26 protein-coding genes and 1 pseudogene are annotated in these 25,971 nt (G+C 43.2%); 7 read left to right on the plus strand and 20 right to left on the minus strand.

The genetic code is table 11. The annotated features are described in order from the left end of the window. Positions 1-3 precede the first annotated feature (3 nt). Entirely contained in the window at positions 4-735 is a 732-nt protein-coding gene (pyrH, locus tag ABID27_RS03795) for a UMP kinase (RefSeq protein WP_253364045.1), read from the minus strand. 75 nt (positions 736-810) lie between these two features. Further along, positions 811-2,451: a putative polysaccharide biosynthesis protein gene (locus ABID27_RS03800; protein ID WP_354280357.1), complete on the minus strand. Its 1,641-nt coding sequence runs from the start codon at positions 2,449-2,451 to the stop codon at positions 811-813. Between the two features lie 123 nt (positions 2,452-2,574). Here ABID27_RS03800 and ABID27_RS03805 point away from each other — a divergent pair, with 123 nt between their 5' ends. Further along, positions 2,575-3,513 (plus strand): beta-1,6-N-acetylglucosaminyltransferase, encoded by a 939-nt coding sequence (locus tag ABID27_RS03805; protein ID WP_354280359.1) that lies wholly within the window; start codon positions 2,575-2,577, stop codon positions 3,511-3,513. Between the two features lie 21 nt (positions 3,514-3,534). On the opposite strand, the gene ABID27_RS03810 is transcribed toward ABID27_RS03805, so the two are convergent. Then, a complete protein-coding gene (locus tag ABID27_RS03810) occupies positions 3,535-4,932 on the minus strand; it encodes a polysaccharide deacetylase family protein (protein ID WP_354280361.1) in 1,398 nt (465 codons plus the stop codon). Positions 4,933-5,049: 117 nt separating this feature from the next. After that, positions 5,050-5,433, minus strand: coding sequence for a lactoylglutathione lyase (gloA, locus tag ABID27_RS03815; RefSeq protein ID WP_354280363.1), 384 nt, complete (start codon positions 5,431-5,433; stop codon positions 5,050-5,052). A 186-nt stretch (positions 5,434-5,619) separates the two neighbouring features. Between gloA and ABID27_RS03820 the strand changes: the two genes are divergently transcribed. After that, the gene (locus ABID27_RS03820) at positions 5,620-5,895 is read left to right on the plus strand and encodes a TraX family protein (RefSeq protein ID WP_354280365.1); all 276 of its coding nucleotides are present in this window, start codon (positions 5,620-5,622) and stop codon (positions 5,893-5,895) included. Continuing rightward, a complete protein-coding gene (locus tag ABID27_RS03825) occupies positions 5,846-6,271 on the plus strand; it encodes a TraX family protein (protein ID WP_354280367.1) in 426 nt (141 codons plus the stop codon). Before ABID27_RS03820 ends, ABID27_RS03825 begins: the two co-directional genes overlap by 50 nt. A 134-nt stretch (positions 6,272-6,405) precedes the next feature. On the opposite strand, the gene ABID27_RS03830 is transcribed toward ABID27_RS03825, so the two are convergent. The 4 genes from ABID27_RS03830 to ABID27_RS03845 all read right to left on the minus strand — a co-directional run bounded on the left by ABID27_RS03830 (position 6,406) and on the right by ABID27_RS03845 (position 11,577). Next, a complete protein-coding gene (locus tag ABID27_RS03830; RefSeq protein ID WP_354280369.1) occupies positions 6,406-9,360 on the minus strand; it encodes a pneumococcal-type histidine triad protein in 2,955 nt (984 codons plus the stop codon). A 193-nt stretch (positions 9,361-9,553) separates the two neighbouring features. After that, on the minus strand, positions 9,554-10,369 hold the full coding sequence (locus ABID27_RS03835; RefSeq protein ID WP_253363484.1) for an alpha/beta fold hydrolase: 816 nt from the start codon (positions 10,367-10,369) through the stop codon (positions 9,554-9,556). 46 nt (positions 10,370-10,415) lie between these two features. Further along, entirely contained in the window at positions 10,416-10,796 is a 381-nt protein-coding gene (locus ABID27_RS03840) for a VOC family protein (protein ID WP_253363482.1), read from the minus strand. An 88-nt stretch (positions 10,797-10,884) separates the two neighbouring features. Next, entirely contained in the window at positions 10,885-11,577 is a 693-nt protein-coding gene (locus tag ABID27_RS03845; protein ID WP_253363480.1) for a phosphoglycerate mutase, read from the minus strand. A 226-nt stretch (positions 11,578-11,803) separates the two neighbouring features. On the opposite strand from ABID27_RS03845, the gene ABID27_RS03850 reads away from it, so the two are divergent. From ABID27_RS03850 to ABID27_RS03860, 3 genes are read left to right on the plus strand one after another with little or no spacing between them, the layout of a single operon-like run. Beyond that, the gene (locus ABID27_RS03850; RefSeq protein ID WP_354280371.1) at positions 11,804-12,985 is read left to right on the plus strand and encodes a thiolase family protein; all 1,182 of its coding nucleotides are present in this window, start codon (positions 11,804-11,806) and stop codon (positions 12,983-12,985) included. A 3-nt stretch (positions 12,986-12,988) separates the two neighbouring features. Next, complete coding sequence (locus ABID27_RS03855; protein WP_354280373.1) at positions 12,989-14,140, plus strand: hydroxymethylglutaryl-CoA synthase; 1,152 nt, start codon at positions 12,989-12,991, stop codon at positions 14,138-14,140. Positions 14,141-14,191: 51 nt separating this feature from the next. Beyond that, positions 14,192-15,451 (plus strand): hydroxymethylglutaryl-CoA reductase, degradative, encoded by a 1,260-nt coding sequence (locus ABID27_RS03860; protein WP_354280375.1) that lies wholly within the window; start codon positions 14,192-14,194, stop codon positions 15,449-15,451. Between the two features lie 179 nt (positions 15,452-15,630). On the opposite strand, the gene ABID27_RS03865 is transcribed toward ABID27_RS03860, so the two are convergent. Continuing rightward, positions 15,631-16,098 carry a GNAT family N-acetyltransferase gene (locus ABID27_RS03865; RefSeq protein WP_435533065.1) on the minus strand — a complete coding sequence of 156 codons (468 nt, stop codon included), beginning with the start codon at positions 16,096-16,098 and terminating at the stop codon, positions 15,631-15,633. Between the two features lie 273 nt (positions 16,099-16,371). Between ABID27_RS03865 and ABID27_RS03870 the strand changes: the two genes are divergently transcribed. Then, positions 16,372-17,028: a hypothetical protein gene (locus ABID27_RS03870; protein WP_354280379.1), complete on the plus strand. Its 657-nt coding sequence runs from the start codon at positions 16,372-16,374 to the stop codon at positions 17,026-17,028. A 117-nt stretch (positions 17,029-17,145) separates the two neighbouring features. Here ABID27_RS03870 and ABID27_RS03875 read toward each other — a convergent pair whose 3' ends face one another. The 11 genes and pseudogenes from ABID27_RS03875 to xseA all read right to left on the minus strand — a co-directional run bounded on the left by ABID27_RS03875 (position 17,146) and on the right by xseA (position 25,848). Then, entirely contained in the window at positions 17,146-17,421 is a 276-nt protein-coding gene (locus ABID27_RS03875; protein WP_253363467.1) for an HU family DNA-binding protein, read from the minus strand. A gap of 106 nt (positions 17,422-17,527) precedes the next feature. After that, entirely contained in the window at positions 17,528-18,121 is a 594-nt protein-coding gene (locus tag ABID27_RS03880) for a YpmS family protein (protein WP_253363465.1), read from the minus strand. Beyond that, entirely contained in the window at positions 18,093-18,953 is an 861-nt protein-coding gene (locus ABID27_RS03885) for an SGNH/GDSL hydrolase family protein (protein ID WP_354280382.1), read from the minus strand. The genes ABID27_RS03880 and ABID27_RS03885 overlap by 29 nt, the downstream gene beginning before the upstream one ends. Then, positions 18,946-19,779 (minus strand): DegV family protein, encoded by an 834-nt coding sequence (locus tag ABID27_RS03890; RefSeq protein WP_253363461.1) that lies wholly within the window; start codon positions 19,777-19,779, stop codon positions 18,946-18,948. Before ABID27_RS03890 ends, ABID27_RS03885 begins: the two co-directional genes overlap by 8 nt. A gap of 82 nt (positions 19,780-19,861) precedes the next feature. Continuing rightward, positions 19,862-20,522, minus strand: a pseudogene (locus ABID27_RS03895) (HD domain-containing protein). A gap of 23 nt (positions 20,523-20,545) precedes the next feature. Then, positions 20,546-22,201, minus strand: a complete 1,656-nt coding sequence (recN, locus tag ABID27_RS03900; RefSeq protein WP_253363459.1) for a DNA repair protein RecN — start codon at positions 22,199-22,201, stop codon at positions 20,546-20,548. Positions 22,202-22,204: 3 nt separating this feature from the next. Next, entirely contained in the window at positions 22,205-22,627 is a 423-nt protein-coding gene (locus ABID27_RS03905) for an arginine repressor (protein WP_253363457.1), read from the minus strand. Between the two features lie 4 nt (positions 22,628-22,631). After that, entirely contained in the window at positions 22,632-23,441 is an 810-nt protein-coding gene (locus ABID27_RS03910; RefSeq protein WP_253363455.1) for a TlyA family RNA methyltransferase, read from the minus strand. Further along, complete coding sequence (locus ABID27_RS03915) at positions 23,434-24,306, minus strand: polyprenyl synthetase family protein (protein ID WP_354280385.1); 873 nt, start codon at positions 24,304-24,306, stop codon at positions 23,434-23,436. The genes ABID27_RS03910 and ABID27_RS03915 overlap by 8 nt, the downstream gene beginning before the upstream one ends. After that, complete coding sequence (locus ABID27_RS03920; protein ID WP_354280387.1) at positions 24,306-24,524, minus strand: exodeoxyribonuclease VII small subunit; 219 nt, start codon at positions 24,522-24,524, stop codon at positions 24,306-24,308. Before ABID27_RS03920 ends, ABID27_RS03915 begins: the two co-directional genes overlap by 1 nt. Then, positions 24,499-25,848 (minus strand): exodeoxyribonuclease VII large subunit, encoded by a 1,350-nt coding sequence (gene xseA / locus ABID27_RS03925; RefSeq protein ID WP_354280389.1) that lies wholly within the window; start codon positions 25,846-25,848, stop codon positions 24,499-24,501. The genes ABID27_RS03920 and xseA overlap by 26 nt, the downstream gene beginning before the upstream one ends. Between the last annotated feature and the right edge of the window lie 123 nt (positions 25,849-25,971).

A 25,971-nucleotide genomic window follows, 5' to 3' on the forward strand; every position in this document is an offset into this window, starting at 1 on the left:
TTCTTATTTGTGTTCTGTTTTATTTGAAACGGTTGTACCGATTTGTTCACCGAAGACAACTCGTTTGATATTTCCTGGTTCGTTCATATTGAAGACAACGAGGTCGATATCGTTATCCATTGACAAGGTAGATGCTGTTGCATCCATGATTTTCAAGCCACGTTTGATGACTTCAACGTGTGTCAATTCGTCGAATTTGACAGCATTGGCATCCTTACGAGGGTCTGCATTGTAGACACCATCAACGCCATTTTTAGCCATGAGAATAGCATCTGCTTCGATTTCAGCTGCACGAAGAGCTGCTGTTGTATCTGTTGAAAAATAAGGTGAACCGATACCTGCACCAAATACGACAATACGTCCTTTTTCCAAGTGACGAAGAGCACGTCCACGAATGTAAGGCTCCGCAACATTCTGCATTGGAATAGCCGTTTGCACACGCGTATCCACTCCGTATTGTTGAAGGCTATCTGCCATCACGAGCGCATTCATCACTGTACCAAGCATACCAGTGTAGTCTGCTTGCACACGATCCATGCCAGCTGCTGCCGCAGGTTCGCCGCGCCAGAGGTTTCCGCCACCGATTACCAAAGCGATTTGGACACCTGAGCTATGGACTTCCGCAATTTCTTTTGCCATTGCTTGAACGGTTGGTAGGTCAATTCCGACACCACGTTCACCAGCCAAAGCCTCTCCTGACAATTTGATTAGAATACGTTCATATTTGGGTTTCATCATCTTACTCCTCTGTATTTATCTAGACTATTTTACCACAAAATCTCCCAAAAAAGAAAACCTTATGGTTTTCTTTTAGGAAATTTTCAATTTACGACGAAGTCTGTCCGCACGTGAACCAATCAATTTATCCAATTGACGTGTCTTCAAGGTCAGTAAAACAAAGACTGCTACTCCGACCGACCCACTGACAGCCACATGCACTGCACTCGTCAATTGACCTGTCAGCGGAAGCAGGCCATTCAAAGCCCATTCAACCAGCCAGACAACAATTCCCATCACAAGACTAATAGCGCTAATGATGCGGATGTCTATCTTCACATGATGTTCGTCAACAGGAACCACCTGCTTAATCCGCTTGTAAAAGAGATAAACAGTCACCGTTAGACCTATTGCTGAGGCCACGAGTGAGCCGTAAGCATGGAAAAGATAGAGTGCTGGTAATTGGAGAACACATTTGACCAAGAAACCGATGAAGAAATACTGGATGGCTGCCCGATTTTGGAAAATGGCTGGAATGACAACACCAAAAATCGCATACAAGCCTTGCACAAAAATCAAGAGCAGATTTGCAATAAAGAGGTAAATCTCAATGTCAGAAGCGACACCGTAGAAAATACTGTAGAGTGGACGGGCTAGAAGGACAGTTCCAGTGATAGCTGGAATCATGAAAATAAAGAGCATTTGAAGATTGTCTTCGATGAGTTGCCCCGTTCCCTTTTTATCTCCTTGAACAAATCGTTCTGTAATCAGCGGAATAGCCACACTTCCTAATGAACCTGTCACCCCTATAATCAACATGGTAATCTTGCTTGGATTGGCCGTCATATAAGAGTACAATACGAGCAAGCTCTTCTTACTTTGGTCGGTAATCAAGGCCATAAAGTTAACAAATGTCATCTGGTCAATCAATTGGAAAATCTGGAAAGCACATCCTAAGATAATCAGCGGAATGGCTTCCTTAACCGTTTCGATGATCAGGCTTTTCAGGTCAATCGTAATGGACGCAGGTTTTGGTCGAAAAATTTTCTTAATGAAGCCTTGCTTGTGCATGGTATAACCTAAGGTTCCTACGCTCGCAATCATTCCGATAAAGGCCGCAAAAGTTGACTGCACAACTGCTTCTCGGTAATCACCAGAACCTAGCTTCATAATGATGAAGGTCGCTACCAAAATCCAGATAACGCGGACAATCTGCTCGATAATCTGACTGATGGCATAGGGTTTCATATTGTGGTGTCCTTGGAAAAATCCACGCATGATACTCATGGTCGGGAAGATAAACAAGGGGGGCACCAAGCTATACATAACTGGTGTCAACTCTTCTTTTGCCCCCGACATTTGCGCTAGTAAAGGGGATGAAAGGTACATAATTCCAGCACAAATAGCACCAAAAATCAACATGAGTTTGAAGAATTCTCTCACCAAATAATAGGAAACATCTTCTCGACCCTGAATGTTATACTTGGCAATCTGCTTGGCTACTGCCGTCGGTAAGCCAACCGTTGATAAGAGTAAGAAGTTTCCATAGACTTGATAGCCCATATTGAAGAGAGCATTAGCTTCTGCCTTGTGCTCCCCCATCCAACGATACCAGATGATGATATAGACCACACCCAGCAAACGACTGATAAAACTACCTGCCGTTAACCAAGCCATTCCTCGTACCATGGTCGCTTTCCCATGAGACTGTTTCGCTTCTATATTTTCAGACATAATTTTCTCTTTCATTGGTTACTTGTCTGTTTATTATAAACTTTTCCTCCTAGCTTGTAAAACGGGAACATTTAGTTTAGAATGGTAAGGACTTCTATACCAGTAAATGTTAAGGAATAATCTATGAACAAACATGCTTATCTTGTCATCGCTTATGATAAATACGAGCAACTTGCTTTCCAAATTTCATTAGTAGATGATCCTAGAAATGATATTTTCATCCACATTGATAAACGCAGTACATTGACAGAGGCTGACAAGGAGCGGCTGGTCTCTGCTGCTAAGTACTCCAAGGTCTACTTCACGCCTCGGATTGCGGTTTACTGGGGACATTTCTCATTGGTAGAATGCGAGCTGATTCTCTATAAAGCCGTTGCAGAAAAGGGACCGTACGCCATGTATCACTTGATTTCTGGTGCTGACTTGCCTCTCCAATCTCAAGATGTTATCCACGATTTTTTCAAAGATAAAGAAGACAAGATCTTTATCACGCGCTACAATCAAGAAGAAGCCGAGGAGTTAAAACTTCATAAATTAGTCGAGCATTACCATCTCTCGCGTCGGATTAATCCACGCAATCTGTCTCCAATTGCCCGCAAGGTCTTGCGCGTTTATCAAATCGCTGAAAACAAGCTCCAGACTGCGCTCAAAGTGGACCGCCTACATGGAAAACGCGCTGAAATGGGCTTCGAAGGATTTTCTGAATGGAAATCCTTCAATCACGAGGTTCTTCTGACCGTACTTGAAAATGAAGCCTTTATCCGCAAACATTTCCGCTTCACCTTCTGCTCAGACGAATACTTCTTTGCCATGGTGCTAAAACGTGCTAACCTGCTCGACAAGATTTACCACTACGATCCTGTAGAGGAAGTACCAGACGAGTTTCAAGGCAATCTTCGTTATATCAACTGGTGGGACGGTCGTCCTTACGAGTGGACAGACAGCGAAAAGGACATTGCACAGTTGGAAAAAGGACGGGAGTTGGGACACTTATTCTCCCGTAAATTTAATCTTGAAAAGGCCCCAGGGCTCAAGGATTATATTCTTTCTATCACAAAATAAAAAGAGCCAAGGGCTCTTTTTTTATCGTGCAGGACCAGAAGATGACTGGCTATAGTAAACATATTGTGGATTTACATTTGGACCGATAAGGTCGTCAACAGTCGTAAAGCTGTAGCCACAACTTGTCAGATAGGCCAAGACATTGTCCAATGAAGCTACAGTTGTTGGGTGGATATCATGCATTAAAATGATGCTTCCTGGCTGAGTATGAGCTTTTACTTCCCCTAAAATAGCAGCTGGATTTTTGCTCTTCCAGTCCAGAGTATCCACCGTCCAGTAGATAGCTGGCAAATGTGTCACCGCTTGAACTGCTTGATTGACCGCACCATAAGGCGGACGGTAGGCTGTGGGCGCCTTGCCAATAACTGCCTTTATAGCGGCCTGTGTCTGGTCAATTTCTTGCTTGATTTGGTCCGCAGAGAGGGCTGTCAACTGTGGATGACTCCAGCTGTGGTTAGCAATTTCGTGACCTTCTGCATGCATCCGTTGCAGAATGGCTTCATTGCCCGCTACATTTTTTCCTAATACAAAGAAAGTAGCCTTTACATTATACTTTTTCAGCAAGTCCAGTACTTGCGGAGTAGTTGTCGCATTCGGACCATCATCGAAAGTCAAAGCAATCCGATTTTGGTTCTTTTTAGCCTCTTGCTCCGCTTTGTAAGCCTCGTAAGCTTTCTTATCAGCATCAACCAGATAGTCTACATTGATAACGTCATAAAAGCGCGAAACTGGCAAGCTGAGCTGGCTAATACCTGCTAATGAAGTTGGTAAAAGAAGCGTCAGTTGGCTATTTTCATATTTGAATTCAACACTAGCCAAGTCAATCTGCTTCAAAGTTGCAAGAGCGGCTTTTTTCTCTTCATCAGACTTTCCAGCCTTTGTCAATTCATCTTCCAACTGCTTGGCATAGGCATCGCCGACATGACTAGCATCTTTAAATAAATTCGTAAAGTTGAAGGGCTGATTGTCCTCTGTCAATAAGACGGCTCCTTCTTCTTCCTGCTTTTCTTGCTCAAGCTTGTTGCCCTTAATCCGATAAGAAACGGAGTGCAATCGTTCTTTTCTAACTTTTGGAACATTAGTTTGTTCTTCTTTAGTCCACAAGAGATAGAGTTGACTCACGCGCTTTTTAGCAGCTTTGCGTCCAACTCGCTTGTCAATGGAAGCATACATCTTACTCTCCAGAGTGCTGATGCGCTTGCCATCTTTTCCTTTTGGAAAATAAGCGATGACTTTGCTGCTACCGCTATTGCCTTCTTGCAGGTCATAGGCAGTAGTTGGCGCCAGCTGTTCCTTTTTTTGCTCAATCGTATGAGCCAATGTACGCTCAATATAAGATTTATAAGCAGAGACAGAGCCCAACCCTACAGCAATAACTAGCACGATATTTATAAGCAACAACCACCACCATTTTTTCATCATTTCACCCGTTTCTAATCTTTCCTTCCATAGTAATTGAATCCCTTACCCCTGTCAACTAGGGGAACATAACAATTTTGTAAGAAACGGCAAGGGGATTCTCTTGCCGTTTGTCTATTAATCTGCGCGAATAACTTCTACACGATAACCATCTGGGTCTGTTACAAAATAGTAGTGACCTGGGTTACCTGGCAAGCCAGAAAGGTCGGTCGTCTTGTAGCCCAAAGCCTTGTGCTTTTCATTATCTCCTTCTAAATCATCTGAAGAAAGGGCCAAGTGTGAGAATCCATCTCCTACTACATAGGGACCGTGGTCGTAGTTGTAGGTCAATTCAATCTCAAATTCATCGCCCGGCAAAGCCATGTAAACCAAACTAAACTTGTGCTCAGGATATTCCTTGCGGCGTGTTTCGACAAAGCCAAAACAGTCCGCATAAAACTTCATTGATGCCTCTAAATTTTCTACACGCAAACAAGCGTGAAGCATTTTAATACTTGCCATTTGTATCTCCTTTACTGCGTTTGTTGTCCCTATTATACCATAAATTCCGCCGACATCAGGCACCAAAGGGGCAATCTAACTGTAAAAACTGTATGATACGAGAGCTCTCTAAGCCAATTGATTGACAAGCATTTAAACAGTTTGATAACATATTAAAAAATTTTATTGATAAAAGGAAAACAGACAATGCAAAAAATCAGTCTTAACGCTGCTCATTTAAAATACATTGCCTACGTATCGATGTTCCTCGACCACTTTAACAAGGGCTTTCTCTTGCTACTGCTCAATCGCTCCTATCATCCCCTACTTGCCTTTATCAGCGATGTGTGTACTTTTCTAGGAACTATCGCCTTTCCCATTTTTTGTTTTTTTGATAGTAGAGAGTTTCTTCCATACGCGCAATCGGCTGAAGATGCTGGGCTTTTTGATCCTATCCGCACTAATTTCCAAGTTGCCTTTTGACCTTGCCACTTATGGACAAGTGGAGTGGGCACATCAAAATATTTTCACAACATTTGTCCTGTTCTTTGTCATCCTCATGGGCATTGATTGGGCCATTGATAAATTTCGCTACCGGTCTATCCCGATTGTCCTTCTGCTTTCTGTGAGCGGTATCGCCTTGTCAGAGGTCTTCTCTGTAAACTTCGGCTTTTATGGTATCGGGTTAGGGTTGATTTTCTACTTTGGTCACAAAGGAAAATTCCCAGCTCTTCTCCGTCAAACATTGGGCTACCTGATCTTTTTGAAAGAGTTGTCTTCTATTTTCGCCTTTCTCGCCCTCCTCTTTTACAATGGTCAACGCGGAAAACAGTCCAAATGGTTTAACTACAGCTTTTAACCAGCTCACTTTTTGCTTATCTGGCTTCTCTCATTACTGATTAGCTAATGGATAATTGACACAAAAGCGCAGCCTCCTAATTGGAGACTGCATTTTTTGTAAAGAAATAGTTTAACAGAAGCTATCAATCTAGCTTAATACATACCTGACCAGTCACTAGGATTAAAACGATAACCTGTATTGGCCTTGATATGTGGTTCAATTTGTGCTTTTAGCGCTTGGAATTGCCCTAACAATTCATCCACATTCGCTGAACCATTTGCTAACTGAGCTTGGAAAGCTACAAATTGATTCAACAAATCTTGTTTCAGACTAGCAGGTTTTGTTTCTATCTTATCTTTGTTTTGGTTGATAAAGTCAACAATTTCCTGAATCTGTTTTTTCACTTCGGCTTGATGAGCAAGCGCAGCACTGTCTTCATTTACTGAAGGGGCTGATTGGCTTGCCTCTGCTGGAACAACTGGTGCCTCTGCAATTGCTTTTTCTTGCTCTAATTGTGCTTGCAATTCTTTTGCTTTTGCATAAAGAGCTGTCTTATCTGTATCTGATGCTTGCAATTGTGCCTTAAAATCATCCAAAGTTGCTTGGAAAGCTGCCTTACGTTCAGCATCTCCTACCACTGAGAGCAAGTCTTGTGACTTCGCCAATGAATCTGCAATGCGAGCTGATAACTGACTTTGTTTTTCTTCGTATTGGCGGAAGCAATCTTTTACTTGTTGCTTGAGGTTTTCAAGTTCTTGTACACTACTTGCCCCGTTCCAAAGAACTACTTGGACGGCTTTACGCACTTCAGCTGTCAATCGTTTATCGAATTGGTTAGCCGTTAAGTATTGTTTCAAGTTCGCAAGCTGTCTGCCATTTGGTTTTGTTGTTTCAGCATTTTCTGCTGGTTTGCTGTCTGCAGAAGCTGAGGCCACTTTGAGATTGTATGTTGCCATAAATTGGTTCAACTGTTCTTCCAAAGCTGCCGGCTTCCCTTGACGGTAAGCAATGGTTGTAGAGAGGGAGTGCAACTTGCGTTTTGCATCGCTAAATTGTGGATGTTCTTTGGTCAGAACCGCTGAAACAGCCTTAGATAGAGCATCTACTTCTGGCCAGGTTGCAGGCTTGTCTGATGGAGTAGTTGCTGTACCTGGTTTTGGTGCTTCGGCATCAATCGGCAAGTGGTAATCAGCCGCAAACTGCAAGAGTTTGGCTTTCAAGGCCGCCTTATCTCCTTGGCGGAATGAAATCGTCACATTCAAATCACGCAGTTTAAAGTTTGCTTGCGTAAATTCAGGATGATCTTTTGTCAACGCTGCCGAAATCTTATTAGACAAGAAGTCCAATTCTTTCCAGGTTACTTCCTTGTCTGAAGGTGTTGCGATTGGTTGTTCTGACGGAGTTGGTGCAGTACTTGCTTGGATGTATTTATTCTCAAAGTCTGAGAGAATCTTCAAGTAACCAGCTGTTGAGTTTGTCGCCCAAACCAAATCTTGTTGGAAGCTATTCAAGGCTGATTTGATCCGACGGACTTGTTTTGGCTTGTCTTTATACACTTCTTCTGCCAATTGAATCAAAGAAGTGACCTTATCATTTACTACTTTTCGGTCCAAGGTTCCAGGGATATAAGCACCGCTTGGAATTGGTACCTTGTTCTTAATGTAATCACGCCAGCCTGGGCTCTTGATATTGTAAGTATGAGTGTGATCCACGTGGGAAATCGTCATCGTACCATCCGCAATGATGATGCTAGATGAATCAACATGCATGCTCTTCGCAAGGGTATTCAACTCAGCTTCAAAGTCCGCTTCTGGGTCATCACTCATTTTAGGAATGACCACATCTGCAATCTTAATGCTATGTGAATGATTTTCATGTGGCCAAATCAAGCTATCACCTTGTACTTGAACTGTTGCCGGATCAACGCCATACAGTTGAGAGATATAGTCGATTTTAGCTTTCAATTCCTTGTCTAAAACTGGTTTTGTCTCTGTCGGTTCTTCTTTTGACTGACTTGGTGCTGGAGTTGGTGTGGATGGTTGACTCGGCTGAACTGGTGTAGCAGGCTCTGCTGGCTTAACCATTGGTTCATGACCATGATTCAAATCCGCTGCGACACTTTCTGCTGTCGGAAATTGTCCCACAACTACTTTTGAAATCAACATCGCATGGCGATGATTGCCGTGTGGATAAGTGAAATAGTCTCCCGCAATTTGAATTACTGAAAGAGGCAAATTGTACATCTTCGCCATATAGGCACGTTTCGCAGCCAGGCTCTCGTCAGCATTAGGAACGGCTGGTGCAGATGGTACCGCCTGCACCTTGTCCACAGGCGTAACCGTTGCGCTGCTTCCTTGCGAATGTCTTGCAGGTGCAACCGCTGTAAGAGCAGGTTTATGTTGAGTCCAAAACTGCTTCGTAGCCACTCTTTCGCTCTCAGACAAATCTGACTTCGGCACGTAATGCATATGGTCACCGTGACGAACGATATAAGCATCTCCCAAATCATCCATCACATCGCTCGGATGAAAGACATAGCCATCATCCGTCTTGTAGCTACCGCCATTTTTTACTCGTTCTGTATTTGTTTGATTTGCGCCCGCTTGGTGACCATAATTTCCTTTGCGTTGTTGCGCAATCTGCTCCTTACTTCTTACTTGGTCATGTGGTTTGTTAGGCTCCAAGTAGACATAGTACTTGCCATCAACCTTGATCACGTAACCATTTTTAATGGAACTAACAACATGGCTTTGGTCCAAAACATAGTTCGGATCTTTCATGAGCAGTTCTTCGCTGATAATGGCATCATAAGGAACTTTCCCAGAGTAATAGTGGAAATGATCCCCGTGAGAAGTTACATAGCCTTCATCGGTTATTTTGACAACGATTTGTTCTGCAGCAATTCCCTCTTCTTTTGCATCTTTTTTCGATGCATCCGATGCCATTGTTTCACTCTTGTCCGCATCTTTTGATGAATTCTTCACATATTGAACAGATGGTTTGGTACTGCTTTTGCCATTACTCACCCCCAATTGATAGGCTAGCGCTGAACCAGAGGCAAGTGCCGCCAGTATCAAACCGCTATACAATAATTGTTTTTTCTTCATAAACTCTCCTGACTAAAAATTAACTGGTTAATAAAAATCGGATTATATTTTACCAGTTAAGCATCTAAGTGTCAACACTTTTCTAAAAAATCTTTACCGATTAGATAACAACTGAATTTTCAAAAAGAAAAAGCCGTAGACCACCGTCTATAGCTTTGAGATGGAGAAGGGGAATGGCACCGAATTTTTAAAATCACAACGCCCTATCCAACAAATCACCCAATGCTTCTACGATTTTTTCAGACTCTGACCACTGCAGATAATGAGTAGAACCACCTAGCATGACTTGGCTCAATGGATGATGATTTTTATATTCTGAACGGTTGTATTCATCCTGTCGAAAAGCCTGTGCAAAGATGACAACTGGCTGTTTCTCTGAAATTTGACTTTCAAAATCTCTAGGAGAAATTTGTGGTAACTCTTGAATTCCTGATAACCTCGCTACTTCGTTTCGACAAGCACTATCACTCGCATGTTGCCACAAAAGTTGATAATCGTGTTCATTAAAATAAGACTGACTCATCTCCTTCAAATAGTTGAACGTGCTACCGTATTTTTCTGAAATTTCTTGTTCAAGAGCTACAAACTCAGGATAGAGATGCTCCGCTAAGCCTCCAAAGAGGATTGCACTCGTTGTTGGTTCTAGTAAAACAGCGCCTTTGTAGGGATTACCAGCTTTGTTGGCTAAATTCAGTACAATCACTCCTGAAATACTATGCGCACACATGATAAAATCTTCTATTTGAAATTGCTGAAGAAGTGAACGGACAGCCTCAATGTAGTCTCCTACACCAAATTCTGACTGATCTTGCACCGGGCTTTTCCCAGAACAAGGATAATCCACTGTCAAATAACCCCAATCTTCTGGCATCTTTTTCAAAACTTGTTGAAAATTATCGCTGGTAGAAAAATCTCCAACACCACTTAAAAATACGATACAGTTTTTCCCCTTACGAAATTCTGTATAGATCTGACCGATCTTTGTGGCCACCAATTGCTGAGAAAGCATAGGCACACCTCTTCTGATTTTTATTGCATCGCCGACATAGTATTTGTTAGCCTGGCATCACGATAATCGTAAAATAGTGGCCGTCTAAATCTTCAAAAGCGCCACCAAAGATTCCTCCTCGGTCCCCTGCTGGAGCACTGATACGCCCACCAGCTGCAGCTACTTTGGCAAGAAAATCCTCTACTTCCTCCGAGCTCTCTGCATCCATACTGACCAAGACTTCATCCTTCGACACTGAAAATGGTGCTATTTGGGCAAAAACGTTTTCGTCGAAATAGACAATCTGCCCATTTTTCCCTAGACGAATATCCACGATTGAACCACTTTCTCCCTGAGGATAAGGCACTTCAAAACCAAGTTCTTTAAAAAACTTCCCCGTATCTACAACTGATTTGGTTGCAAAATTTAACCACATTGACTGAATCATCTGTTCTCCTAACTACGAGTTAATATGATTCATTGTAGCATTTTTCGCATAAATGCATAAAAAAGAGAGCTAATTTGCTCTCTTCTGATTATTTACCAAGGTAGTATTCTGAAACGATGTTCAATTTTTCATCCAATTCAAATACAAGTGGTGGGAAGTTAGGAATTTCAACATCCATGATTTCGTCGTCTGACAATTGTTTGATGTGTTTTACAAGGGCACGGATTGAGTTACCGTGTGCACCAACGAAAACATTTTTACCATCTTTAAGTGCTGGAGCGATTTTGTCTTCCCAGAATGGAAGAGCGCGTTCCAAAGTCACTTTCAAGTTTTCAGCATCTGGAATAACTGAATCATCAAGGTGAGCGTAACGACGGTCTGTGTGTGCTGAGTGCTCATCATCACGTGCCATATTTGGTGGCAATGTGTCGTATGAACGACGCCAGATGTGAACTTGCTCATCACCGAATTGCTCAGCTGCTTCTGCTTTGTTTTTACCTGTCAAACCACCGTAGTGACGTTCGTTCAAGCGCCATGATTTTTCAACTGGTACCCAAAGTTGGTCAGCTGCTTCAAGAGCAAGGTTAGTCGTTTTGATAGCACGTTTCAAGACTGAAGTGTAAGCAAGGTCAAACTCGATACCAGCTTCTTTGATCAATTTACCAGCGTCGATTGCTTGTTGTGTACCTTTTTCTGACAAATCAACGTCAGCCCAACCTGTGAAAAGGTTAGCTTTGTTCCATTCTGACTCACCGTGGCGAGCAAAAACCAATTTTACCATTCTATTGGATTCTCCTTTTTATTTTGAGGTTATCCTCTTTTACTTTTCTATTTTACACAAAATTAGCAAAAATAGCTAGACTTATAGCAAGATGGTTGCGTTTTCATATTTTTTCCTTGCCAAAATCAGCCTCAAGACGGATAATCTTTCCAAACTTTTTTAGCCAAACATGGTATAATGGAAAAGCTGATTAAGACACATGATGTGTCCAAAGACAGGAGATACCATGAATAAAGTCGCTATTGTCTCTGCTTACCGCTCTGCTATCGGCAAATTTGGTGGCAGTCTCACAGATGTGAACATTGCAAAACTCGGTGCAGATGTGACCCGTTTTGCGCTCAATCAGAAACAAATTCCAACCACTGCTGTTGACGAGGTTATCTTCGGAAATGTCTTGGCTGCTGGTCACGGACAAAATATTGCCCGACAAATTGCCATTACAGCAGACATTCCAGAAGAGGTTCCTTCCTATACTGTCAATAAAGTTTGTGGCTCTGGACTACAAGCAGTTGTCTTGGCCGCCCAATCTATCTTGCTCGGTGACGCAGATGTCGTCGTCGCAGGTGGGATTGAAATCATGAGCCAAGCTCCCTATCTCAACAAACAAGCACGATTTGGTAGCAAACTTGGTCATCTATCATTAGAAGACAGCCTGCTTCTGGACGGCTTGACAGATGCCTTTTCAGGTCAACATATGGGCATCACAGCTGAAAATGTTGCTAGCCTGCACGGCATTTCACGCCAGGAACAAGATGCCTTTGCCCTAGCCAGTCAAGAAAAGGCTGCGCAGGCCATTGCAGCTGGACGATTTACAAATGAAATTGCCCCCCTAACTGTCAAACTAGGCCGCAAGGAAGTACTGTTTGACACAGATGAATACCCACGCGCGACCTCTCTCGAGCAGCTAAGCCAACTCCGACCCGCCTTCAAGAAAGACGGTACGGTCACAGCAGGAAACGCCTCTGGTATCAACGATGGCTGTGCAGTGCTGGTCCTCATGTCTCAGGAAAAGGCTCAAGAACTAGCTATCGAGCCTTTGGCTTATATCGAAAGCTATGCTACGGCAGGTGTATCCCCAGACCTCATGGGATTGGGTCCTATTCCTGCAAGTCAAAAAGCACTGGACAAGGCTGGACTTTCTGTCTCAGACATTGATCTTTTCGAGCTCAATGAAGCATTTGCTGCTCAGGCTATTCCCGTGGCAGACCAACTCGATATTGCACCAGAAAAAGTCAATGTAAATGGCGGTGCGATTGCGCTCGGTCATCCAATCGGTGCCAGTGGTGCGCGGATTTTGGTTAGTCTCATTCACGAATTAGAAAAACGCCAAGAAAAAATGGGGCTCTGCTCCCTCTGTATCGGTGGTGGGCAAGGAATTTCCCTCATTATTTCAAATGCAAAAGGATAAAACATGAACATTGGTATTGATAAAATTGGTTTTGTTGCTCCTAGCTACGTCTTAGACTTAGCAGACTTGGCAGCTGCCCGCAATATTGACCCAAATAAATTCAAAATTGGACTCTTGCAAAGCCAGATGGCTGTTGCTCCAGTCAGTCAAGACATTGTCACCCTTGGTGCTCAAGCAGCGCAAGCTATTTTGACCGACCAAGACAAACAAGCTATCGATATGGTCATCGTAGGTACTGAGTCCAGCGTCGACCAAAGTAAGGCTGCAGCGGTTTCCATCCACGGTCTATTGGGAATTCAACCCTTTGTCCGTTCGATTGAAATCAAAGAAGCCTGCTACGGAGCGACTGCTGGTCTGAGTTTGGCTAAGAGTCATGTTGCACAATTTCCAACTTCAAAAGTCTTGGTGATTGCTAGCGACATCGCCAAATACGGGATTGCCTCTGGTGGCGAGTCCACGCAAGGTGCTGGCGCCATTGCCATGCTAGTCTCTGCTGACCCTCGCATCATGGTCCTCAACAATGACAATATCTGCCAAACACGCGACATTATGGACTTCTGGCGTCCAAACTACGACAAATACCCTCGTGTGGACGGTAAATATTCAACAGAGCAATACACTGACTGCTTGACAACCACTTTTGCACGTTACCAAGAAAAAACAGGCAAGAGCCTCGCTGATTTTGCAGCCATGTGCCTCCACATCCCGTTCTCAAAACAAGGTCTTAAAGGCCTCCAAGCTATCGCTCAAGGTTCAGATTTGGAGCGTCTCACAGAACGCTTCCACGAAGCAATCGTCTACAACCAAATCGTCGGAAACATCTACACAGGCTCTATCTTCTTATCCTTGCTCTCTCTCCTAGAAAATAGTCAAGCTATCCAAGCAGACGACCAAGTACTCTTTTATAGCTATGGTTCGGGAGCGGTTTGTGAAATTTTCAGCGGCCGCTTGGTTGAAGGCTTCCGCGATCAGTTAGATAGTCAACGTCTAGAAAAATTAGAAGCACGGACGCGTCTGACCGTTGATCAATACGAGTCTATCTTCTTCGAAGAACTCCAAGTGGATGACCAAGGAAATGCTGCTGAACTTACGGATACTGCACCATTTGCACTTCACAAAATCGAAGACCACAAACGCATTTATCGCAAAGGATAAATCACTGCCTCCAGCTGCGATGCTGGAGTTTTTTAGTTTGAAAGGAACTCTATGTCAGACTTTTCAGGATTTTACAAAAAAACACGCGCTGAGCGGATTGCCATTTTAGCAGAAAAAAAAGGCTTGTCAGCCCAGCAAAAACAAACATTAGATGAAGACCTCAATCTACCAGAAAACATTGCAGGGAAGATGGCCGAAAATCATCTAGGGACATTTGCTCTCCCCTTTTCTGTTGTGCCTGAATTTGTCCTAAACGGTCAAGAATACAGCCTGCCTATGGTGACCGAGGAACCCTCCGTTGTCGCTGCTTGTTCTTTCGGAGCCAAAATCATCGCAAAATCTGGCGGCTTTCAGACACAAGTCCACCAACGCCTCATGATTGGTCAGGTGGCACTGTACGCGATTGAAGATATGGAAAAAGCTAGCGCTCTTTTGAAGGAGCAAGAACAAACCATTCTCGCCTTGGCTAATCAAGCTCATCCTTCTATCGTCAAACGCGGGGGCGGGGCTAGAGCCATTTCCCTAGCGATAAAAGAAGACTTTCTTATCCTTTACCTACACGTGGATGTCCAAGAAGCCATGGGTGCCAATATTCTCAACACCATGCTGGAGGGAATCAAGGTGTATCTGGAAGAAGTAACCGCTGGAAAAAGTCTCATGGCTATCCTTTCTAATTACGCTACGGATTCTCTTGTAACAGCTAGTTGCCGTATCAAGATTAGTAGCCTCCACACGAACCCTGAAACCGCCAAAGGTACAGCTGAAAAACTATCTCTTGCAAGTCAACTGGCCCAAGTGGACACCTACCGTGCTGCAACGCACAACAAAGGAATTTTCAATGGAATAGATGCACTAGTACTTGCTACTGGCAATGATTGGCGGGCTGTAGAAGCTGGTGCACATGCCTACGCCAGCCATGATGGTCAGTATCGTGGTCTTTCCACTTGGACTATTGAAGAAGATGAATTGGTCGGAAGTCTGACACTTCCCATGCCCATTGCAACTGTAGGTGGTTCAATTGGCCTCAATCCTAAAGTCCAAATTGCTTTCGAACTCTTGGGTCACCCTGATGCCCGTCAGCTGGCTTCCCTTATTGTTGCAACTGGACTATGCCAAAATTTTGCAGCTCTCCGAGCCCTAGTGACATCTGGAATCCAGCAAGGACATATGAAACTCCATGCGAAATCTCTGGCTCTTCTAGCAGGTGCCAACGAGGAGGAAATTGAGTTCCTAGCCCAATTACTGAGTCAAGAAAAACACATGAACCTAGAAACAGCACAAAATCTTCTCAAACAATTACGAACAAGATAATAGACTAAAAGAGAGTGGGACTCAATCGTGATTTCGTAGAAATTGATGTTGTTGACACTTGCCTTGCAAGTGTCATTTCCAGATTAAAAATATCTCCCGGACCTTTTTAACCCACCACCGCACAATTGACTGTTAAAATTACAAAAAAATAAGAACCTCGGAACTTCGTCCAAGGTTTTTTAATCTTCTAAAATCATTTCCATACGTGTTTTCTGAGGTGTCATCCCCAAACGCTCATAGAAACGAGTCGCACCAGCATTGTCATTCCAGACATCCAAGGTCAGATTATGACAGCCAATTTCTTTTGCATAGGCACGGGCGAAATCCATCAACTGCTGCCCAATTGCTTGACCACGCGCCGCCTGATCCACACACAAATCATCGATAAACAGTGTTTTAACATGCTCTAAAACGTGCCCATCCGCCTGGCCAATTTCACAAAAAAGATGCCCTAAAATTTCACCATTTTTCTCATAGACAAATACTGGCTTGTCCTCATTTTTCAGCAACTCTTCCAGCTGACTAGTCGTAAACTTCTGCCCTTCAGCCTTAAAAATATCTGGTCGCGCTACATGATGGACCTGTAAAATTTGTTGCAACAACCGGTTCAAGACTGGAATATCCGCCTGTTCTGCTCTTCGAATCATGACCATCCTCCTTAATAGTGTTTCTATCCTATCATAAAATACCCACTTTGTAAAATCAGCCCTGAGACGGATGCCATTCTACTGCAAACATTCTATACTAATCTCGTATCCTAAATATTTCCTCTCCAGTCGTGAGACTCGAGGAAAATCTCCTTAGAAATCCAGCCAATCGGTTGGATTTTTGCGTTGCAGTCTATCTTAAATATAGTCTCATTTCTGTATGACTTACCTGTTCTATGTGATATAATTAAAAATAAATGTTTGGAGAAATGTGTGCTTGCGTTAATTCTATCTATAATATCTATATCCTTATCGGTTATTCTTTTTATAATAAACCACTATCGACAACTATATCGTCTCGGTATTGCAACTGGAAAAGTTTATTTCAGCGAGAAAACTCACTCAAATGGGCAAAACAGGCAAGTAATGTTTGTAGAAATAATTATTATTAACGATTCTCAAACCCCATCGATAATTACAGGTTTGACAATTACGGAGAAAGAATCGCAAGAATATAGTAGTGACCAAGGTGAGCTTCTCGATGATGTAATCCAAATTGAAATGAAGGTGGGAGGCAAATATACGAAATTCGACAGATATACCTCAACTCTACCAATTATAGTTCCATCATATTCTGTATTTAAAGGAACATTCGCCTTTTATAAACCATATACATATATGCAAGACCGCTTTTTAGAATTAGAGACTCCAAAACGATTCCTCACAATACCATTCAATCCTACACCTGACTCTTATGGTATTGTGGAAATGCGTCACAATAGACATAGAGATCTTAAATATTATTGGCGACAAAACGTGATAAGAACTTTTCAAAATAGAATACTTGCTCTTTTTTATAGAAGAACATGGCAAATCATTTTCTTTAAAGTAAAAAGTAAGATTTCAAAGATATTCTCTCACTTCAAATAAAATCATAATAAGTATTACTGACAATTTCAAAACTATACCAGTAAACACTCAAAAACATAGAAAAAAGCCTATTGCACAACGCTAAAACGTTGATACAATAGGCTTTTTAACGTGTCATTATTTAACAGCGTCTTTCAATGCTTTACCAGCTTTGAATGCTGGAACTTTTGAAGCTGCAATAGTGATTTCTTCTTTAGTTTGTGGGTTGCGACCTTTACGTTCTGCACGTTCGCGAACTTCAAAGTTACCGAAACCGATCAATTGTACTTTTTCACCAGCTGAAAGGTAGTCAGTTACTGCTGCAAATACTGCATCAACTGCTGCTGCTGAATCTTTTTTAGTCAATGAAGTTGCTTCTGCAACTTTTGCGATCAAGTCTTGTTTATTAGCCATTTTGCTAAGTCCTCCAATAATTTTCTGAGTTTTTACTCACCCTATTATCTTACCTAAAAAAACGCTTATCGTCAAGTTTTTAGCCGGTTTTTCAAACCTTTTTTCACTATTTCTTACGATACAAATCAAATAAAATTTGGTCATTATAAAGGTCAATTGTATTGGCTTTTACATAAATTCCTAAGCTATTTTTGATGTCTGCTGGATTCACTTTCACAGTCGCTGTAGCCGGGTCGATACCAATAAATGCTGGCAATTTATAATTTTTTTGTAGATAGGTCAGGACCTCATCTTTTGGAAACGATAAACTGCCCGCTGAAATTTCAGTCACGGTTAGTAGCACACTTCCATCATTAAGCTTACTTGGTTGAAAATAAATGTAAAGAGGAATTTCTGTTCCAAAGAGCTCGTATTGTCCTTCAAATAGGACCAACTGATTGGTCGCATAAACTTTATAGGTGAAATCCTTGGTTTGATAGTCTTTCAGATAGGCTGCAATGGTGTCATTCAACTGGTCTCGCGTCGTGGTAAAGGTCCCGATTTTAGGGTCCTTATTGCTCGTTGTCACAATCTGACTCGTATTTTCACGACGAGTAGTCATCCGAAAAGCAAGTACCATTGCCCCAGCCAACAGAGCCGATAAGAGAAGTAAAAATGCCCACTTCCAGCCGTTAATGTTTCCACTTGTCTTTTGTCTCACGAATTTTCTCCATTACTGCTTCTTTCATGATTTCATATCCTGTATTGTTTGGATGAAAATGATCCCCCTCGTACAGAAGGTTGTTGGTTTTTGTCGAGCTGGTCGAACCAGCAGAAGTTGTCTGGTCATCATTGGCAAAACTCGACTGACCATTCAAGCCTTGGTAAAGTAGATTATTGATGGGAATGAAATAAACATTCTCATAGGCCTTCACTGTTTCTTCTGTCGTCGTATTCCAATTATCCACAATGGTCTGCATCTCTGTCATCCCAGGGAAGTTGAGATAGTAGGGATTGTAGATGCCTAAAACATAGATTGGGAGGTCTGGATTCTGCTTCCTGGCAGTTTCAATAATGTTTTCCAGGCGCTTGCTGTACGTTCGAGCTGGTTTTTTAAAGGTTGAAACGGTCAAATTTTGAAGATTGTCCAAGATGACCTGCCGAAGATCATTGCCCCCTACTGTCAGTGTCAGCAAATCTGCCTTTTTCAAACTAGCTACCAACTCCGAATTTTCCTGCATTCGGGCCAATATTTGCTTGCTAGTATTGCCTGAAATGCCATAATTTTCAGCCTCTACAGCATAGCCGTATTCATTGATGAGGGACTGGGATAAGAGTGGAACGAAGCCGCCCTGATTGGTCGAATCTCCTACTCCTTGAGTCAGCGAATCCCCTAAAGCCACATAGTGTAGCGGTGTCGCCTGCGTCTTTTGATAGTCTTTATTGGTCAACAAAGATGGAGCCGCTGGAATCAATAGATGAAAGAGAAAAAGAAAACCTAAAAGACCGGTAAAAAAGAAGACCAGTCCTTGCAATATTTTTCGATTATTCATAGCGCACAAGAATTGCCCATGCATCTTCGCCCGTGTGAGTTTGGATGATGGAACTTGTCTCTAGGACAGGAATATTTCCTGGAACATAGCTCTGTAAACGAGCTTTCATTTCTTCAGCAAATTCAGACGTCCCCGCATAGGAAATTCCTAATTCGGCAATTTTTTTATCACCTAGCCCAGCAATGAATTCATCTAACCATTTCTTGAAAGTCTTAGCACCACGACCTTTGACAATCGGATTCAGAGCGTGGTCTTTCATTTCCATGATGACACGGATATTTAAAAGAGAGCTAAGGAGACCAGTAACACGGCCAATGCGACCACCTTTTACGAGATTTTCTAAAGTAGATACACCGATGTAAAGACGAGTCTTGTCGTGGACTTCTTGGATAGCAGCAAGAATCTCTTCCTTGCTTGCGCCAGCTTTTGCCATACGAGCAGCAGTCGTTACTTGGAACTTAGTAGCTTGGTCTGTAAAGCCCGAGTCGATAACAGTCACATCTGCACCAGACAAGGTTGCCCCTTGACGAGCAGCTTCCACCGTACCTGATAAGGCATGTGATAGGGTAATGACGATAATCTGACTGCCGTCGCTAGCCAAATGTTCAAATACTTCTGCAAACAAACCAACCGGTGGTTGACTGGTTTTAGGAAGATTTTTGCTTCCTTTCATCAAATTCAGGAACTGACCTTCTGCCAAGTCGGCATCCGAGTAGACCACGCCATCTACCATCACTGAAAGAGGGACAACTGTAATACCTAGCTCTTTTACCAACTCTGGTTCCATTGTGTTGCTGGAATCCGTTACAATTTTAATACTTGCCATTTCTCTTCTACTTCACATTCTTTGAATTTCTTGACTACCATTATACCAAAATTTTAGAAAAATAGGTACTGACACATGCACTTTATGAAAGCCCATCCAGGCCATCCCACTCTCTATAAAATTGCTGTAAATAATTTTCCATGAAAGCGTGACGTTCGGCTGCAATGCGTTTTCCCGTCTCTGTGTTCATATAATTTTTAAGGAGAAGTAACTTCTCGTAAAAATGCAGAATGGCTGTGTCCTTGCCAGAGCGGTACTCTTCCAAAGTCATGGATTGACGCGGGGAAAGAGTTGGGTCGTGAATCAATCTACCTTTATTCCCCGAATAAGCCATGGTCCGGGCAATTCCAATCGCACCCAGGGCATCTAACCGGTCCGCATCCTGCACCACCTGGCCTTCCAGAGACAAGGTCGCATCGAGTTGCGTGCCGCCTTTAAAAGACAGTTTTTGAATACTGTCCAAAATCCCTACAATCATTTTCCGAAAGTTCTTGCAACTCCAACCATTCTCTGACTGTCTGAAGACCCGCTTCCTCTGTACAAGCAATCTTTTGGTCTGCTACATCATGAAAGAGGGCTGTCAGCTGACAAATAAAGGTATCTGCGCCTTCTTCCACAGCCAATCGTTGAGCCATATTGCGCACCCGAACAATGTGCCACCAGTCATGACCGCTGGCTTCACCAGCTAGTTGTTCCTCTACAAAGGCTTCCGTTTTCCGTAAAATTTCTTCCTGACTCTTCATCTTCCCTCTCCAAGTAATCTAGACTACTTTTTCAGTAATTCCCTTGCTTGCACGCGTGCAGCATCGCTTACATCGCTACCGGCCAACATTTTGGCGATTTCTTCGACGCGCTCTTCCGTTGAGAGCAAGCGAACCCGCGATACTGTAGAAGCTTCATCTGACACTTTTTCGATGAAAAATTGGTAATCGGCAATGGCGATGACTTGTGGAAGGTGAGAGATGGCAAGTACCTGACCGTGCTGACCAATCTTGTAAATCTTTTGGGCAATGGCTTGAGCAACTCGACCTGAAACACCTGTATCCACCTCATCAAAGACGATAGACGTCTTGTCTTCGCGACGAGCAAATGCTGACTTGATGGCCAACATGAGACGAGACAATTCCCCGCCAGAAGCCACCTTAACAAGCGGTTTAAAATCCTCACCTGGATTGGCTGAAATGTAAAACTCGACCACTTCATTTCCTTCACGGTTAAATTTCCCTTTGTTAAATTGCACCTTGAACTGGGCTTTTTCCATGTAGAGGTCTTGCAATTCCTGACGAATCTCTGCTTCTAATTGCTGGGCCAAATCGTGTCGTGCCTGACTCAACTGTGCAGATAAATCCACCAAGTGCTTCTCCATCTGCTTGAGTTGACTTTCCAAGTCTCCGTCCGACAAGTCATTCCCCGTCAACAAGTTGTACTCATCTGTAATCTTCGTCAGGTAGCCTAGGACATCGTCAACCGTTCCGCCATATTTCTGCGTAATGGTGTTGAGCATGTCCAAGCGACTTTCCAGCTGAAGCAGGCGATTCCCATCAAAATCTAGATTGTCTAACACATCTCCCAAGCTCTTGGTAACTTCTTCTACCACGTAGTAGGCTTCCGTTAAGCTAGTGGACATTTCCTTATATTCTACGTCGAATTCTTCTAGACTTTGCAGATCATTCATGGCAGAACGTAGATTGGATAGGCTTGAAAAATCTTCATTGTCCAGCATGCTAAAGGCGTTGGTCAAGGTATCGGCAATCTGCTTATGGTTCAGCAATTTTTCCCGTTCTTGCTCCAATTTGACATCTTCGCCCGGCTGTAGGCTGGCGGCTTCGATTTCAGCCATCTGATATTCCAGCATTTCAATACGCGCCTTGTGCTCTTGCTCATTTTTCTGCTTTTCAAGCACTTGCTTGCGCAAACGACGATAATTGTCGAATGTCGCCTGATAATCGGCTTTCAAAGACCAAAATTCTGCTTCACCAAAGCTATCTAAGAGCTGAATATGGTGCTGAGCCTTCATGAGTTCTTCCTGGTCATGTTGCCCGTGAATATCCACCAAATACTGACCAACTTCACGAAGAACAGAAAGATTGACCAGCTGACCGTTGATCCGACTGACTGAACGACCATTTGCCAAAACCTCGCGGCGAATAATCAGGTCATCTCCTACTTCGATACCTTGGTCTGCTAAAAAAGCCGTTAAGGGGCCTGCCTCAACAGTAAATAGCCCCTCCATCTCCGCTTTGGGTTTGCCATGGCGAATCACATCTGTCGTCGCGCGTGCACCCAAGAGCAGATTCATGGCATCAATAATGATGGACTTCCCTGCACCAGTTTCCCCAGTCAAAACAGTCATTCCTTTATCAAATGCCAGATTGACCTCTTCGATAATGGCGAAATTTTTAATCGAAATTTCTAACAGCATAGCCTACCAAACCTTCATTGTCTGTTCCATTTGTGGAATGACAGCCTCATCCTTAACAATCAGGAGAATCGAGTCGTCATCCGCAATAATACTGAAAATTTCATCTGCAAAAAACTCCAAAATCTGACGCTTCAAAACGGTCGCACTTCCTGGTACCAAGCGTAGATTGACCATGTTATTCATAGTCGATAACTGGCGAATATTGCTGATTTGTAATTTGGCTGCATTTGTCTTTGAAAATCCATAAATATAGCCGCTTTCAGAAGGGACTTTGATAATGCCCAATTCCTTGATATCACGCGAGACGGTCGCCTGTGTGGCCACAACTCCAGCCTCTTTTAAGCGCTCGACAATCTCATCTTGCGTATCAATCGGATAGCGCAAGACTAATTCCTTAATCAACTGTAAACGATCACTTTTCTTCATTCTTTTAAAATTCCTCGTGTGCCTTATTTGTAATGTCTGAAATCTGCTCCAGCACCTTATTTTGGGCTGAATCTGATTTCTCCAAATGAGCTAAAAATTCAATGTTGCCATGGCCACCTTGGATAGGTGAAAAATCCAGCCCTTTTACTGTAAATCCGAAATCGACAGCAAATGATGTCACATTTTTCAAAACTGCTTGGTGGACAGCCTTGTCTTTGACAATGCCATTTTTCCCAATCTGCTCGCGACCTGCTTCAAATTGCGGCTTAATCAAGGCTACAACTTCGCCACCTTCGGCTAAAATTCCATGTAAAGCCAGCAAAATCAGATTGAGAGAAATAAAGCTGACATCAATTGATGCAAATGATGGCAAGCCTTCTGTAAAATCTTTCCGCTCTGCATAGCGGAAATTGTACTGTTCCATCGATCGAACGCGCTCATCTTGGCGTAATTTCCAGACCAGCTGATTGGTCCCTACGTCCACTGCGTAAACGAGCTTGGCCCCATTTTGCAGCATAACATCTGTGAAACCTCCTGTCGAAGCCCCGATGTCAATGGTCGTCTTGCCCTCTACCGAAATGCCAAACACAGTCAGGGCTTTTTCTAATTTGAGACCCCCACGACTGACGTATTTGAGTTTTTCTCCCTTGAGTTTTAGTTCGGTCGCCTCATCAATCTTCTCACCAGGCTTATCATAGCGTTCTCCATTGAGCACAGAGACCACCAGACCCGCCATGACGCCACGTTTGGCCTGTTCTCGTGTATCAAAAAGCCCTTGCTTGTAAGCCAAGACATCTACTCTTTCCTTAGGCATTGAGTCGTAACCTTTCTATCAATCTTGTAATTTGACCTGCATTAAAGTCTTGATTTTCTTTTATTTTTTGGAAAATGGCTAGCGCTTGGTCCAAGGAATCATTGAGAATTTCGTAAGATTTCTCTAAGCCAAGAAGACTTGGATAGGTTGATTTTTCCGCCACCAAATCCTTCTGAGGAGTCTTCCCGATTTCTTCAAAGCTTGCGGTCACATCCAAAATATCATCCCGCACCTGAAAGGCCAATCCTACCAGCAAGCCAGCATTGTAGAGATGGCTAATCACTTCTTGCGACTGCTCCGACAAAATCCCAGCTGCCCGAAAAGGGAAAGCTAGCAAACGACCAGTTTTATTGGCATGAATAGCCGCCAACTCTTCAATCGTCAACTGCTTCTCTTCGCCTTTCATATCCAGCATCTGACCGCCTACCATCCCAAAAGTTCCTGAAGATAGCGATAAAGATTCTACCAAGGCAAGGCTCTTCTCCACATCAAAACCAGCCTTCACCACCATGTCAAAAGCGTCTAAAAAGAGGGAGTCACCTGCCAAGATAGCCGTCGCTTCGTCAAACTGCCTATGGTTGGTCAGTCGACCACGACGGTAATCATCATTGTCCATAGCTGGCAAATCATCATGAATGAGCGACCCTGTGTGAATCATCTCCACCGCAGCTGCAACCTGATAATGTCCATCCATCAAAGCAATTCCAAAACCTTCCAGCAATTCCAGCAAAATCATAGGACGAATTCGCTTGCCACGACCATGAACAGAATACAAAATAGCTTCCACTAAATCTTCTGACACGACATCATAAGTCTGTCGGTAATAGCGGTCAATGACTGCATCAATTTTCTTCAATTCAGCCATTAGGACTCCAATTCCACTTCGCTGCCATCAGCTTGCATGACCTTGACCAGGGTCTTTTCTGCCTCGGTTAACGTTTTTTGCAGATCTTTTGACAAAATCATTCCCTCTTGGAAAGCAGCCAGGGCCTCTTCCAAGGCCACATCACCTTGCTCTAACTTAGTGACAATGGCTTCTAATTCCGCTAAATTTTCTTCAAATGTTTTCATTTTTTTCGACATATTTTACCTCTGTATCTACTCGACCATCCCGCATGCGTAAGGTCAGTGTCTTATCTGTTTCAATCTTCTCTACGCTATCCAGCACACGACCATCTTGCTCCAAAATGGCATAGCCTCGCGCCACAATTCGTGTGGTATCCAGCATGGTCAAGGCTTCCATCAACTTGTCCGCACGCGCCATTTTATTGTCATAGATGTTGGCCATATTGCTCTTGAGCAGGCGTTCCATCTGGCTCACTCTTTCTTGGTACCGACTGAGCTTTTGCTGCATGTCTAGCCCCTTCAAGCCTTGTGCCAAGAGCTGGGTTTCCTGCATTTTTTCACGGAAAATCCCTTGTATCTGCGTGCTTAATTTGGTTGTCAATTGGTCCAACTTTTGCAGGTAGCCATCATAAAGTCTTTCTGGCTGACGGAAAATGACGGACTGCCCCACACGCGTCAGCTGACTGCGCAAATATTGAATGCGATGGGTCATAGCTTGGCTGGCACGATTTTCTTGTTGACTGAGATGATTGAGCACATCTAGCTTGGTCACAGGCGTGGCTAATTCTGCAGCAGCCGTCGGCGTTGCAGCTCGTCTATCCGCCACAAAATCAGCCAAGGTCGTATCCGTTTCATGCCCCACACTTGAAATGACCGGTAGGCGTGATTCGAAAATAGCTCTCACCACAATTTCTTCATTGAAGGCCCACAAGTCCTCAATGGAACCACCACCGCGACCAATAATCAAGACATCTAGGTCATCTCGCGCATTGGCTTTTTGGATATTGACCACCACTTCCTGAGCAGCTCCCTCCCCTTGCACCTTGGTGGGGAAAAGTAGGATTTCCACACCGGGAAAACGACGGCTAACCGTCGTAATGATGTCCTGGATAACAGCTCCACTGGGACTAGTAATCACCCCGATTTTTTTGACAAATCGTGGCAGAGCTTGTTTGAATTCGGGATTAAATAGACCTTCTTTTTGCAAAGCATTCTTGAGCTGTTCAAATTGAAGCGCTAAGGCACCAATCCCGTCTGGTTCAATCTTTTCAATGATCATCGAGTAGGACCCGCTTGGTTCATAAAGTTGGACACGCCCAATGACATTGACCTTCATGCCCTCTTCTAGATCAAAGCCTAAATTTTTATAAATACCCGCCCAAATCGTCGCTTGGATAACGGCCTTGTCATCCTTGAGCGAAAAATATTGGTGATTCGGACGCTTTCTGAAATTGGATACCTGCCCTGTCAGATAGACCTTTTCCAGATAGGGGTCTCGGTCAAATTTTAGTTTTAAATATTTTGTCAAACTGCTGACTGATAGATAGTCTGTATGTTGCAAACTTGACTCCTTCTACTGTGATACAATTTATACAATTATACCATTTTTTTGTATAAAATGATGGGATTCAACTCCTTAAAAACAAAGAAAACACCGTTTCACAACGGTGCTTTCAAGGAGATT

This window comes from Streptococcus gallinaceus (assembly GCF_040545695.1).
In the GTDB taxonomy this organism is placed as follows: Bacteria; Bacillota; Bacilli; order Lactobacillales; family Streptococcaceae; genus Streptococcus; species Streptococcus gallinaceus.